We start from the raw sequence: 12,868 nt of genomic DNA, 5'->3' as shown, positions 1-12,868 counted from the left end.
TGCGCCACGCGTGGCGAAGGCGCCGGGCCTCAGATTCGTGTGCCGTTGGGCGCGGCCGGGCGTCTCGGCACCTGCTCCTTGGTGCCGTGCACGGTCGCGCATGAAGAGCCCCGCCACGCCGTCAAGGCCTTCGCGGCGCGCTCGTGTTGATGGAGGAAGGATGTTCATGCGGCGACCTCCGGCGGCCCACGCGGCAGTACCCCGGGCTGCAAGGCCTCGACGCAGACCATCCGCCCGCTGTGGCAGTGCGGGCACTCCCACAGCGAGATGCCGGTGAGCCGCTGATAGCGATCCCGATAGTCGGCGGGTTCATCGGCCGACACCGGAGCGGGCACATCGAGCAGCTGACGACAGCGTTCCAGCTTCACCGCGCGGCTGCGGTTGGCGAGCCAGCCGTAGTGGCGGATGCGCTGGAATCCGGAGGGCAGGACGTGCAGCAGGAAGCGCCGCACGAATTCCCCCGCCTCGAGCCGCATCACCTTGTGGCGGGACGCATGGCGATAGTCCTTCCACCGGAACGCGACCTGGCCGTCGGCGAACGCGACGAGCCGGCTGTTGGCGATGGCCACCCGATGCGTGTAGCGCCCGAGGTACTCGAGCACGCGCTGCGGCCCACCGAACGGCGGCTTCGCGTAGACCACCCATTCGGCCCGGGCCGTCGGCGCGAGATACCGGGCGAACGCGCGAGGGTCTGTCAGCTCGGCCAGGACATTGTGGAACGTGAGCGAACCCGCCGCGAAGGCCTGCTGCAACATCGTGAGGAACCGCCGGCGGAACAGGCGTGACAGCACCCGCACGGGCAGGAAGAAGCCTGGCCGGCAGGCGATCCAGCGCTGGCCATCCGGCGAGAGCCCCCCGCCCGGCACCACGCAGTGCAGATGCGGATGGTGCAGCAGGTTCTGGCCCCACGTGTGCAGGATCGCGATGAAGCCGATCTCGGCGCCCAGGTGCTTGGGGTCCGCAGCGATCGTGCGCAGCGTCTCGGCGGTGGCGCGGAACAGCAGGTCGTAGATCGCCGCCTTGTTCTGGTAGGCGATGGCGGCGATCTCCTGCGGCAAGGTGAACACGACATGGAAATACTCGACTGGCAAGAGCTCGGCGCGCCGATCCTCGAGCCATTGCGCGCGCGTGAGCGACTGGCACTTGGGACAATGCCGGTTGCGGCAACTGTTGAACGCGATCCGCTGGTGGCCGCAGGCGTCGCACTGCTCAACGTGCCCCCCGAGCGCCGCCGTGCGGCAACGCTCGATGGCACTCATGACGCGGCGTTGCCCGCGACTCAGTGCCGCCACGTGATCGCGACGATAGGCTGGCCCGAGCTGCCGGAAGATGTCCGCCAACTCGAGCCCGGACGGGCGCAAGACGCTTACTCAGAAGTGCGCGGGCGGCGTCACCGGGTTCGGTACCACCGGCGCGGGCAGCCAGTCGAGCGGGCTTCGGGTCGCACACACCGTGCTGGTGGCGACCTTCAGGGAGCGTGAGGTGGTCGCCAGGCTGCGGTGTCCGAGCAGCAACTGGATGGTGCGCACGTCGGTACCCGCTTCCAGCAGATGCGTGGCGAAGGCGTGGCGCAGCGAATGCGGGGTGACCGGCTTGGTGAGGCCCGCGACACGACGCGCCTTCTGGCACGCGGCCTCGACGGCCCCTTTGGTGATCGGCTGCTCGGGCCTATCGCCGGGGAACAGCCACAGGCGCGGGCGCTCGCCTCGCCAGTACGCGCGCAAGGCTTCGAGCAGGCGCGGCGAGAGCATCACGTAGCGATCCTTGCGGCCCTTTCCTTGATCGACGCGCAGCACCATGCGCTCGCTGTCGATGTCGGTGACCCGCAGATGCGTGGCCTCCGACACGCGCAAGCCGGCGGCGTAAGTGGTGGTGAGGAGGGTGCGGTGCTTCAGGCTGGCGACGGCCTCGAGGAGGCGCGTCACCTCGTCGTGGCTCAGGATGACCGGCAGCCGGAACGGCTTCTTCGGCATCGGGATGTCCTCCAGTGCCCAGTCGCGCTTGAGCGTGACCTTGTAGAGAAACCTCAGCGCCGACGTTGCGATGCCGACACTCGCGGCAGAGAGCTTGCGCACTTCGACCAGGTGGACCTGGTAGGTGCGCACGTCCTCGGGCCCGAGCGCTTCGGGCGAGCGACCGAAGTGGCGCGCGTAGGCGCTGATCTGCTGGAGGTAAGAAAGCTGGGTGTTCTCGGCGAAGTTGCGAATGCCCATGTCTTCGAGCATGCGCTGGCGAAGCGGAGTCATGGCAAAGCTCCTGTCGGAAAGGAAGGAAGTGCTGCGAACAGCAACACCATCCTTCTCCAACGCACGCTTCGTGTGAATGCGCCTGATCTGCGCCCCCGCCCGTCGATCACCCCCTACCGCGCCAGCGGTTTAGTCCAATGTCCCTTATGAACAGCTGTTCATAACGGCCACGACCCGCCGTTCGGCCTGCAGGTAGAGTTGCCGCTTGAACGGCCGCTCCAGTTGGGCTGCTGCCATTCGTTCAGCACCCTGTCCGTTTTGTCCAAAGTACGTCCGGAAGGACGGGCTCGAAGCCGCGCCATTGCGGGGGGTGATGTCCAGACATTGGACGAAATGGTTCATTTCGTCTATCCGCGCTTCTCCATGCCCCTCAACGAGCCGCCAGTCGCCTCCCGCTCCGGATAGCAGCCATCCGGGCAAGGCGGCATGCTCTCTGCCTATGTGCTACATGGGTTTTACCACTCCACGGTGCTGGCGGGTGCTTAAGTTATTGGCCTTGGCGGCGGCCAGCATGGGCCTTTGACTGACCGACAAAAGAACTAGGACAGAGCCCTCTCCAAGGCGCGTAGCGTAGGTGTGATAACTACAAGACGGTGTTGCCATCATGAAGCCGAACCTCTCGGCCGACCGGACCGGCAGCCCCTTACCTCATACGTTGGGCCTCAGATGCAAACCTCGCCTGCCTGTGAGAAACAACAGGCCGCCCGACTCACTCCCAGGTCAGTGCGCCGCCGGTCTGATACTCTGTGACCCGCGTCTCGAAGAAGTTCTTCTCCTTGCGCAGGTTGGCCTGCTCGTCCAGCCAAGGCAGCACGTTTTCCGCGCCGGGGTAGGGCTCGGCCAACCCGAGCTGGCGGGCGCGGCGGTTGGCGATGTAGCGGAACTGGCCCATGTGCTGCGCGGCCGAGTAGCCAAGGATGGGCTCGCGCAGCAGGTAGCCGGCGTAGGCGGTTTCGGCGGCCTCGGCTTCCTCCCACAGGCGGGCGAGCGTCGCGGGATCGAGCTGCAGGTTTTCCTCGGCGATGAGCGTGCGCACGGTGCGGATGCCGAAGGCGCAGTGCAGCACCTCGTCGCGCATGATGTACTGCAACTGCTCGGCCGTGCCCTTCATCAGCCCGCGCCGCTGCAGCGCGAAGATGGGGGTGAAGCCGTTGTAGAACCAGCAGCCCTCGAAGATGGCCGCGAAGAAGAGGTAGGAGAGTGCGAATTCGTGCAGGTTGTCGCGGTCGGTGAGGTCGAAGTCGGCCCGCATCACGCGCTCGAGCCGGCGGTTGGCGAGCGCGATCTTGCCGTGGATCTCGGGCACGACGCGGTAGCGGTTGTAGATCTCCTGTTGGTCCAGACCCAGGCTTTCGATGCAGTGCTGGTAGGTCCAGGTGTGCAGGGCTTCCTCATACACCTGGCGGGCCTGGTAGATCTGCAGTTCGGGCGCGGTCATCTTCTCCATCACCGCCAGGCCGATGTTGCGCATGGCGAGGATGTCCGAGGTGGTCAGATAGGACAGCACGTTCTCGAACACATGGCGCTCGGCCGGTGTCAGGCGGTGGTGGTAGTCGTGAACGTCCTGCGCCATGGAGATTTCCAGCGGCGTCCAGTGGTTCTTGTTGGCGTTGAGGAAGAACTCCCACGCCCAGGGGTACTTGAAGGGCGCGAGCTGGTTGATGTCACCCTGGCCGTTGACGATGCGCTTGTCGGCAGCACGCACCGGCGCCAGCGCGCCCGGCCGGGCATCGGTGGCGGACAGGGCCGCGTCGGGGCGGAATGCCGGTGCCGTGGGCGTCACCGTGGACGCCGGGGAGTCTGCCTGGCGGGAGGCTGGCGTAGTGGCTGGAGCAGTGGCTGCCCGAGGGCGAACCGGCGTGTCCCAGTCGTCGAAGAAGGCGGTCATTGGCAGGCCTCGCAGTCGGGGTCGAGAATGGAGCAAGCCTTGGGCGCCGGGTCGGCGCTGGCGGTGGCCGGCGTGGTGGTGCCGGTCTTCTCCATGGCGGTGGCGCCCAGCGTACGCAGGTAGTAGGTGGTCTTGAGCCCACGCAGCCAGGCCAGGCGATAGAGTTCGTCGAGCTTGCGGCCCGACGCGGCGGCGATGTAGAGATTCAGCGACTGCGCCTGGTCGATCCACTTCTGCCGGCGCGAGGCGGCTTCCACCAGCCAGTGCGGCTCGATCTCGAAGGCGGTCGCGTAACGCGCCTTGAGTTCGGCGGGAATGCGCTCGATCGGGGCGAGCGAGCCGTCGAAGTACTTGAGGTCGGCCACCATCACTTCGTCCCACAGGCCGAGTGCCTTCAGCTCGCGCACGAGATGCGCGTTAACCACGGTGAACTCGCCCGACAGGTTGGATTTGACGTACAGGTTCTGGTAGTCCGGCTCGATCGAGGCGGACACGCCGACGATGTTGGAGATGGTTGCGGTCGGCGCGATGGCGACGCAGTTCGAGTTGCGCATGCCATGGCGGGCGATGCGTTCGCGCAGCGGGCCCCAGTCGAGCGAGGAAGAGCGGTCTACTTCGAGCAGGGCGCCGCCGCCCGCGCTGCTGCGCCCGCGGCCCTCGGCCAGCAGCGCGAGGCTGTCCTGCGGCAGGATGCCCCGGTCCCACAGGCTGCCGCGGAAACTGGAATACGGCCCGCGTACCTCGGCCAGCTCGGTCGAGGCCCAGTAGGCGGCATGGCACACGGCCTCCATCGAACGGTCGGCGAACTCGATCGCGGCGTCCGATGCGTAGGCCAGGCCCATCAAATGCAAGGCGTCGGCAAAGCCCATGATGCCCAGGCCCACCGGGCGGTGACGCAGGTTGGCGGCGCGCGCCTTGGGCGTGGCGTAGTAGTTGAGGTCGATGACGTTGTCGAGCAGGCGCATCGCGATGCGCACGGTGCGCTGCAGCTTGTCGGGGTCGAGCGCCCAGCGCCCTTCGCCGTCGCGCACCAGATGGGCGGGCAGGTTCACCGAGCCGAGGTTGCACACCGCAGTCTCGTCGGCCGAGGTGTTGAGCGTGATCTCGGTGCACAGGTTGGAGCCATGCACCACGCCCACATGCTGCTGCGGCGAGCGCAGGTTGCAGGCGTCCTTGAAGGTGATCCACGGATGCCCGGTCTCGAACAGCATGGTCAGCATCTTGCGCCACAGCTGGATGGCGGGCAGGCGCTTGAAGAGGCGGATCTCGCCGCGCTCGGCCTTCTCCTCATAGGCGCGGTAGGCCGCCTCGAAGTCCTGGCCGCAGCGCTCGTGCAGGTCGGGCACGTCGGCCGGCGAGAACAGCGTCCATTCGGCGTTCTCCAGCACGCGCTTCATGAACAGGTCGGGAATCCAGTTCGCGGTGTTCATGTCGTGCGTTCGGCGGCGCTCGTCACCGGTGTTCTTGCGCAGTTCGAGGAACTCCTCGATGTCGAGGTGCCAGGTCTCGAGATAGGCGCACACCGCGCCCTTGCGCTTGCCGCCCTGGTTCACCGCCACCGCGGTGTCGTTGACCACCTTGAGGAAGGGGATCACGCCCTGGCTCTGGCCGTTGGTGCCCTTGATGCGGCTGCCGAGCGCACGCACCGGCGTCCAGTCGTTGCCGAGGCCGCCGGCGAACTTCTGCAGCAGGGCGTTCTCCTTGATCGACTGGTAGATGTCCTCGAGGCTGTCGGCCACCGTCGTCAGGTAGCAGGACGACAGCTGCGCATGCCGGGTGCCGCTGTTGAACAGCGTCGGCGTGCTGCTCATGAAGTCGAAGCTCGACAGCAGTTCATAGAACGCGATGGCCTGTGCCTCGCGGTCGATCTCGTTGATCGCGAGGCCCATCGCCACGCGCATGAAGAAGGTCTGCGGCAGCTCGATGCGGCGGCCGTCGATATGCAGGAAGTAGCGGTCGTACAGGGTCTGCAGGCCGAGGTAGTCGAACTGCAGGTCGCGCTCGGGCCGGATCGCCGCTGCCAGGCGGGCGAGGTCGAAGTCGGCCAGCCGGGGATCGAGCAGCTCGGCTGCGATGCCCGCGCGGATGAAGGCGGGCAGGCAGGCGGCATAGCCTCGATCGGGGTCGGCCATGTCGGCCAGCGAGGTCTCGTGCCCGATCACCTCGACGCGGATGGCCGACAGCAGCAGGCGCGCGGCGACGTGGCCGTAGTCTGGCTCGCGCTCGATCAGCGTGCGGGCGGCCAGCACCAATGCCTGGCGCACGGCGGCAATCGGCACGCCGTCGTAGAGGTTGTGGAGGGCGTGTTCGAGCACGGTGTCGGCGGACACGCCGTCCAGCCCTTCGCAGGCCTCGCGGCACACGGCGAGCAGGGCGGCGCGGTCGAGCGGGCGGCGCGCTTCGCCATCGACGACGTGCAGCACGGGGCCGGCGCCGCCCGCTTGCGCTTCCGCGTCCTTCTTCGCCGCGCGTTCGGCAGCGCGGCGTTCGCGGTAGAGCACGTAGGCGCGCGCGACGTCGTGCTCGCCCGAGCGCATCAGCGCCAGCTCGACGTGGTCCTGGATGTCCTCGATGTGCAGCATGCCCCCGTCGGGCAGGCGACGGGTGAGGGCGCCGACCACGGTATCGGTGAGTCGGGCCACGATGTCGCGTACGCGTGAGGACGCCGCGCCCTGGCGGCCCTCGACGGCGAGAAAGGCCTTGGTCATGGCGACGGCGATCTTGTTCGGATCGAAGGCAACGACGGCGCCATTGCGGCGGATGATCTGGAAAGCGGCGAGTTGCATGGCGCTATCAAGTGCTTCGGCGGGAAGTCGGTCCACGGGTGGTCCTCGTCTGGGTGAGTGCGGATGAAACGGGTTGCTGAGGGAAGGCGAGCTTCAGGCGGCCGCCAGGCTGACTGCGCTGGGGGCCGGGCAAGGCTGGGCGTCGTCGCCGGCGTGGGACTCGGCCCGCAGATCCAGCGTCAGGGGGGCGGTGTGGCTGCCGCCAGGCCGACGGAAGCCGCTGGCGGCAGCCATGTGCAGCACCGCGGGGCTGACGCTGTGGCAGACGACCCGGACCGCGTCGTGCAGGCGAGCCAGCGCGATGACGTGGCTGAAAAGTGCTCGTCCCAGTCCGCGCTGACGGTAGGTAGAGGTGACGCTGAGGCCGAAGTCGACCTCGCCATCGCGCACCCCGACATGGGCGAGGGCGACGATGTCGCCCTGCGCGGTGCACAGCCCATGCACGTGGTCTCGTGTGAAATCGAGGGTGGCGACGTAGGCGGCGATGCCTTCGTTGCGGATGCCGTGGCTGAAGCGCAGCAGGCGGTCATCGGCATCCAGCGCAAGAAGGTGTTCGAAGATGCGGGGAGCGTCAGCGGGGCCGAAGCGGCACATCGGTCCCAGAGCGACGCCCGTGGAATCGGTCGGCGGTGTCAGCGTTGCAACGGGGCGGTCGGCGGTGGGCATGGCGGAGATCCGGTGCGGGCAGGGCGGATCTCCGACGCACGGGCGTGATGCGTCACGCGCATGGAAATGCCATGCGGTGCTGCCGTGCCATCAGGAAAACGAGCAAGTGAAATGGTGTGAGCCATGCCTCTTGTCAGGGACACCCCGCCCCAAACTGTTGAAGGTGATGTACATGGCAGGTCTCCTGGCTCACGGGTCGTCGCCTTGCGCCAGCCTTCCCGGAAGATTTCCAGTGGCAGAGAGGGCGCAGGACTCGCCGATTACAGTTGCGGGGGCAGCTCCGGGATTCGCGCTGGGCGCGGCACCGAATTCCCTTTTAATCCCCCGCGAGGGGGAACCATAGACGGACTGAACTCTAACTGGACCGGGCGATGGGTGTCAATTTATCAAACTACAGATAGTGTATTGAGTATCCGCTGAGTCTATAGGTTGTGTGTTCCGATCAGGCAAAGCCCCACAGCCCGTGCCCAAGGGGGTATGTCCGCCCGCTAACCACACTCCGCCATGGCGAGAGCGGCAGCGCGGTCATGTCCCGGCCTTACTTCATGGCCATACGCAATCGACTCGCTGCGTATGGCCATGTATGATCCGCCCGCTCTCAGGTGCTGCCAGGGGAACCTCCCCTGGCAGTTAAACGGGAAAGCGGTGAGTCTCACCAACGAGACAATTCCGCTGCTGCCCCCGCAACGGTAAGCGAGTGCGGGCGCGCCAAAATGCCACTGGGTTGAACCTGGGAAGGCGGCGCGTCAAGACTTGCAAGCCCGGAGACCGGCCTGCGACAACACGCGAAAGTGCTACGGGGAGGTGGCACCGGCTGTCGTAGCCCGTCATTTCCCTTTGCACTGCTTCTTCATGCATGCCGATATGCGGGGACGCCTGTCGGCGGGGGGAAATCATGCAATTACGCCTCAAGCCCGTGGCGGCCTTGCTGCCGCTGTTGTTCGTCAGCCAGCTGCACGCGCAGCAGTCGCTCGAACCGGTTGTTGTTACTGCGACACGCGTCGAGACGCGGGTCTCAGAAGTCCTGTCCGACATCACCGTAATTGACCGTGCCGAAATCGAGCGCAGTGCCGGCGGTACGGTGATCGATCTGCTGAGCCGGCAGCCCGGCGTCCAGGTGGCGACCAGCGGCGGTCCAGGCACCTCAGCGAGTTTGTATCTGCGAGGCGCCAAGCCGGACCAGACCAAGGTGCTCATCGACGGTCTGCCGATCAACTCGATCGATGCAAGCGGTTCGCCGTTGCGCTTCATTCCGCTGGCCAATGTCGAGCGTATCGAGATTCTCCGTGGCCCGGGTTCCATGCTCTATGGGGCGGATGCTGTCGGCGGCGTGATCCAGATCTTCACCCGCAAGGGCACACCGGGTCTGAAGGCAGATGGCTTCGTGGGTTACGGCAGCGACGACACCTTCAAGACGAGCGCCGGCGTTTCTGCGGGCAATGAGCGGTGGCGCTTCCGCGTGGAGGGTAGCCACGACGATTTCCGCGGTATCTCCGCCATGCGCGACGCGACCAACAAGGACGGCGACAAGGATGGCTACCGCAACACGGGGGGCGCAATCTCCACCTCCTTCCTCCCCGCAGAGGGCCACGAGATCGGCCTGAGTTTCCGCCAGAATGAAGGCCGTGCACACTACGACAGCGGCGACGTGCCCGCCGCCAGCCTGTTCGATGCGTATCAGGATTTTCGTACCAAGCAGTGGCAAGTCTTTGCCAGGAACCGGCTGAGTGCCAACTGGAACAGCCAGCTTCAATACGGCCAGACCACCGACTGGCAAAAGAACGTCAGCACCTGGAGCCCGAGCGGGAGTGACTTCGAAACGGAGAGCAGGCTGCTGAGCTGGCAGAACGACGTCAGTCTGGCACTCGGAACGCTCGTCGCCGGCCTTGAGCGACTGGAACAGGAGGCCCGCGTCCAGGACGGGTTCGACGCCACGGAAATCAGCAACAACTCCGTCTATATCGGCTGGAATGCCGATATGGGGCCGCATCGCTGGCAGCTCAGCGGGCGACATGACGATCATTCGGAATTTGGCAGTGAGAATACCTATGGACTCGCCTACGGCTATCAGCTGACGTCCATGCTGCGTGCCCAGGCGAGTTACGGAACCTCGTTCAAGGCGCCGCGTCTCGATGAACTCTTTCATCCGACCTGGGGCGGAAACCCCGACCTGAAGCCCGAGAAGGGCGAGAACCGCGAACTGGCCCTGATCTGGGATAACGGCGTCCACTCCGTCAGCGCGACCTATTACCGCAACGACGTTGAAGACCTGATTACCTATGTATCGCTTCCGCCGCCCGTCTGGGGTCGGAACGAGAACGTTCAGGAAGCCAGGCTGGAGGGCTTGACGCTGGCCTACGCGGGCAATCTGGGTGGGGTCGATGTGCGTGCCACCTACGATTGGCTGGACGCGACCAACGAAACGACCGACAAGCGTCTCGGTCGCCGAGCAGAGCACAAGGCCCAGCTCGACCTCATGAAAACGTGGGGGGCATTCCAGGCCGGTATGGAACTCATTGCTGTCGGTAGCCGTTACAACGACAACAACGAAACCAACAAGCTTGGCGGTTATGGCCTGGTCAATCTCACCGGCCGCTACGCGATCAACCGCAATCTCGCGCTCGAGGCGCGTGTCGATAACCTGTTCGATCGCGAGTACGAGCTTGCCAGAGCTTACGGGTGGAGCGGTCCGGCCTATGTCGCGTATGACACGCCGGGCCTCAACGCCTTCGTTGGCATCCGCTACACGCCTTGACGGATAGCGCTGCCGCCACCACACCGAGGGCGGCAGCGAACAAGGCATGAGGCTCCCAAAAGTCACCAGCGTGCTGGTTGTCGCAGCGCTGCACTTCCTGCCAGCTGAGGCCTCAGGGGTGCAGCGCATCATTTCTCTCGACCTCTGCACCGACTGGATGCTGGCCCGCTACGCGGACCCTGGCGAGGTTGCTGCGCTCTCCCCGATGCACCGCCAGTTCCCGGTCGCGTGGCTGGAAACTAACTGGCCGACTCACGATGGAACCCTGGAGCGCATCGTCGCACTGAAGCCAGACTTGGTGATCACCGGGCAATACAACGCGCCGCTGCTGCGCAGCCGACTGAAGACGCTTGGATTCCGGGTGGAAATCCTGGCGTTGCCGACCAGTCTGCAGGCCGTCGGCGAATACGAACGGCATTTCCTGTCCTTGCTCGGCAAGCCGGCCACGCTTGCGAGTTCGCCGCCTAAGCCGATCCCGGCGGATAACCCACCCAAGCGCCTGTTACTCCTCGGTGCCAACGGCATCGGCACGGGCCGCGGCACCTTCGAGGACGGCATTCTGCAACGCGCCGGGTGGTCCAATTACCTGCGCGAGGACGGCTATCTGCGGCTCGACCTGGAGCAGATTGCAACCGATCCGCCCGATGCGATCCTGTGGGCAGCGCCGGCGAGCAGGGCGCTGGCCAACCGCTTTGCCGAGCATCCGGTGCTGCGCCGCGCAGTGCCCCGCGAGCGCTGGCTGAGCACAGACTACTGGCGCTGGCAGTGTCCCGGTCCGTGGACCTGGGAGCTCGTCGGCCAATTGCAGCAATGGCGCGACTGATTCTTCCGCTGGGTGTCGCGATCCTCGTTGGTGTGGCGGGCCTGTCGCTGGCCACCGGACCGACTGCGGTGCCCGTCCTCGCCGGCCTGTCCGACTGGCTGCTCGGCGTCACATCCCCGGCGGCGATGGTGATCGGCGAAATCCGCCTGCCGCGCACACTACTGTCGCTGGCGGTGGGGGCGGCGCTCGGCCTGGCCGGCGCGGCGCTGCAGGGCCTGCTACGCAACCCGCTGGCTGACCCCAGCCTGACGGGTGCCAGCCAGGGGGCCGCCCTTGGCGCGGCTGCGGTGTTCTATTTCGGCCTGTTCCCCGCGGCCGGGGAGGCGGCGCCGGCGCTCGCCGGCCTGCTCGGTGCGGGCGCCGCGCTGCTGCTGATGCTCGCGCTGGCCGGCTCGGCCCGATCGTCGCTGGTGATCATGGCCGGGCTGGCGATCTCGACGCTGGCTGGCGCGGCACTGGCCACGGTGCTGAACTTCGCCCCCAACCCCTTCGCCATGCAGGAGTTGGTTTTCTGGTTGCTGGGTTCGGTGTCCGAGCGGGGACTGAACCACCTGATCGTCCTGTTGCCGGCTCTGGTGATTGGTGGCCTGCTGGTCTGGCGTCAGCGCCATCTGCTTGCCGCGCTCAGTCTGGGCGAAGCGGTTGCGCAGAGCATGGGGCTCGCGCTCAGCCGTGGCAGCCGCCTGATCGTGCTCGGTACCGCGCTGCTGGTCGGCGCCTCGGTGGCGATTGCGGGCAGCATCGGTTTCGTCGGCCTGTTGGTCCCCCATCTCGTCCGTCCTCTGGTGAATCACCGTCCGGACCGCCTGCTGCTGCCGTCGGCCGCGGCCGGGGCGGCGCTGGTGTGCCTAGCCGACATCTGCGTGCGCCTGCTGCCGCCTGGGCGGGAAATCAAGCTCGGCGTGCTGACCTCACTGCTAGGGGCGCCGCTGTTTATCTGGCTCATCTGGAAGGACCGTCAGAGATGGCTCTGATCCAAGTCCGCCATTTGGCGCTGCCGCCGCGTCTTGATGGGGTTTCCTTCACGCTCGATGCAGGCGAGGTGCTCGGCGTCATCGGGCCGAACGGCTCGGGTAAGTCGAGCTTGCTGCAGTGCGTGGCGGGGCTGTTGCCCGGCCGGGGAGAGATTGCTTTCGACGACCAGCCGATCGAGTCGCTGCGGCCCCGCCAGCGCGCGCGCAACATCGGTCTGTTGCCGCAGACGTGCGAAAGCGCGTGGTCGCTGAGCGTCGATGATGTCGTTGCGCTGGGCCGGCTGCCATGGGGCGACCGCGACGACGGGGCGATTCGGTTGGCCATGCAGCAGAGCGGCGTCGAGGCGCTCCGCCAGCGGAAGGTCGACCACCTGTCCGGCGGCGAGCAGGCGCGGGTGTGGCTGGCCCGCGTGCTTGCCGGCCAGCCTCGGCTGTTGCTCGCCGACGAACCTATCGCCAGCCTCGATCTCTACTACCAGCGCAGCGTCATGGAGACCTTGCGACGGTATGCCAACGACGGCAATGGCGTAGTCCTGGCCATCCACGATTTCAGCCTTGCGGCGCGCTACTGCGACCGGCTTTGCCTGATGCACGACGGCCGTGTAGACGCCTTTGGCACGCCGGCCGAAGTGCTGACTGAAGCGCGTTTGTCGCGGGTCTTCCGCGTGCCGGTCCATGTCGACCTGGCCGCCGACCCGCCCGTGATCACCACCCGATGAGGATCCCACGC

At 66.4% G+C, this 12,868-nt stretch carries 10 protein-coding genes and 2 riboswitches; of the genes, 4 read left to right on the top strand and 6 right to left on the bottom strand.

Annotated elements, in window-relative coordinates:
- Positions 1-164 precede the first annotated feature (164 nt).
- The 6 genes from GH664_RS06460 to GH664_RS06435 form a co-directional block, all read right to left on the bottom strand.
- Entirely contained in the window at positions 165-1,361 is a 1,197-nt protein-coding gene (locus GH664_RS06460) for an IS91 family transposase (protein ID WP_153167238.1), read from the bottom strand.
- Positions 1,362-1,370: 9 nt separating this feature from the next.
- Positions 1,371-2,246 carry a site-specific integrase gene (locus GH664_RS06455; protein ID WP_153167237.1) on the bottom strand — a complete coding sequence of 292 codons (876 nt, stop codon included), beginning with the start codon at positions 2,244-2,246 and terminating at the stop codon, positions 1,371-1,373.
- 144 nt (positions 2,247-2,390) lie between these two features.
- A complete protein-coding gene (locus GH664_RS06450; protein WP_153167236.1) occupies positions 2,391-2,588 on the bottom strand; it encodes a hypothetical protein in 198 nt (65 codons plus the stop codon).
- A 367-nt stretch (positions 2,589-2,955) separates the two neighbouring features.
- Positions 2,956-4,029 carry a ribonucleotide-diphosphate reductase subunit beta gene (locus GH664_RS06445; RefSeq protein WP_228111404.1) on the bottom strand — a complete coding sequence of 358 codons (1,074 nt, stop codon included), beginning with the start codon at positions 4,027-4,029 and terminating at the stop codon, positions 2,956-2,958.
- Positions 4,030-4,130: 101 nt separating this feature from the next.
- Positions 4,131-6,956 (bottom strand): ribonucleoside-diphosphate reductase subunit alpha, encoded by a 2,826-nt coding sequence (locus GH664_RS06440; protein WP_368857349.1) that lies wholly within the window; start codon positions 6,954-6,956, stop codon positions 4,131-4,133.
- 57 nt (positions 6,957-7,013) lie between these two features.
- Complete coding sequence (locus GH664_RS06435; RefSeq protein WP_153167234.1) at positions 7,014-7,586, bottom strand: GNAT family N-acetyltransferase; 573 nt, start codon at positions 7,584-7,586, stop codon at positions 7,014-7,016.
- 156 nt (positions 7,587-7,742) lie between these two features.
- Positions 7,743-7,943, bottom strand: a riboswitch (cobalamin riboswitch).
- Positions 7,944-8,169: 226 nt separating this feature from the next.
- Positions 8,170-8,378, top strand: a riboswitch (cobalamin riboswitch).
- Between the two features lie 103 nt (positions 8,379-8,481).
- Between GH664_RS06435 and GH664_RS06430 the strand changes: the two genes are divergently transcribed.
- From GH664_RS06430 to GH664_RS06415, 4 genes are read left to right on the top strand one after another with little or no spacing between them, the layout of a single operon-like run.
- Positions 8,482-10,341, top strand: a complete 1,860-nt coding sequence (locus GH664_RS06430) for a TonB-dependent receptor (protein WP_194270337.1) — start codon at positions 8,482-8,484, stop codon at positions 10,339-10,341.
- A 46-nt stretch (positions 10,342-10,387) separates the two neighbouring features.
- A complete protein-coding gene (locus GH664_RS06425) occupies positions 10,388-11,164 on the top strand; it encodes an ABC transporter substrate-binding protein (protein ID WP_153167232.1) in 777 nt (258 codons plus the stop codon).
- Complete coding sequence (locus GH664_RS06420) at positions 11,152-12,138, top strand: iron ABC transporter permease (RefSeq protein ID WP_153167231.1); 987 nt, start codon at positions 11,152-11,154, stop codon at positions 12,136-12,138. The genes GH664_RS06425 and GH664_RS06420 overlap by 13 nt, the downstream gene beginning before the upstream one ends.
- Positions 12,129-12,857 (top strand): ABC transporter ATP-binding protein, encoded by a 729-nt coding sequence (locus GH664_RS06415; protein ID WP_153167230.1) that lies wholly within the window; start codon positions 12,129-12,131, stop codon positions 12,855-12,857. The genes GH664_RS06420 and GH664_RS06415 overlap by 10 nt, the downstream gene beginning before the upstream one ends.
- Positions 12,858-12,868: the final 11 nt, after the last annotated feature.

It is taken from the genome of Thauera sp. 2A1 (assembly GCF_009469595.2).
Classification (GTDB): Bacteria; Pseudomonadota; Gammaproteobacteria; order Burkholderiales; family Rhodocyclaceae; genus Thauera.
The sequence above is the reverse complement of the archived record's forward strand: the minus strand, read 5'-3'. Positions and strand labels throughout refer to the sequence as shown.

Coding starts and splice junctions, on each gene's coding strand:
- GH664_RS06415 (WP_153167230.1), top strand. CDS start 12,129: ATGGCTCTGATCCAAGTCCGCCATTTGGCGCTGCCGCCGCGTCTTGAT.
- GH664_RS06425 (WP_153167232.1), top strand. CDS start 10,388: ATGAGGCTCCCAAAAGTCACCAGCGTGCTGGTTGTCGCAGCGCTGCAC.
- GH664_RS06420 (WP_153167231.1), top strand. CDS start 11,152: ATGGCGCGACTGATTCTTCCGCTGGGTGTCGCGATCCTCGTTGGTGTG.
- GH664_RS06455 (WP_153167237.1), bottom strand. CDS start 2,246: ATGACTCCGCTTCGCCAGCGCATGCTCGAAGACATGGGCATTCGCAAC.
- GH664_RS06435 (WP_153167234.1), bottom strand. CDS start 7,586: ATGCCCACCGCCGACCGCCCCGTTGCAACGCTGACACCGCCGACCGAT.
- GH664_RS06430 (WP_194270337.1), top strand. CDS start 8,482: ATGCAATTACGCCTCAAGCCCGTGGCGGCCTTGCTGCCGCTGTTGTTC.
- GH664_RS06450 (WP_153167236.1), bottom strand. CDS start 2,588: ATGAACCATTTCGTCCAATGTCTGGACATCACCCCCCGCAATGGCGCG.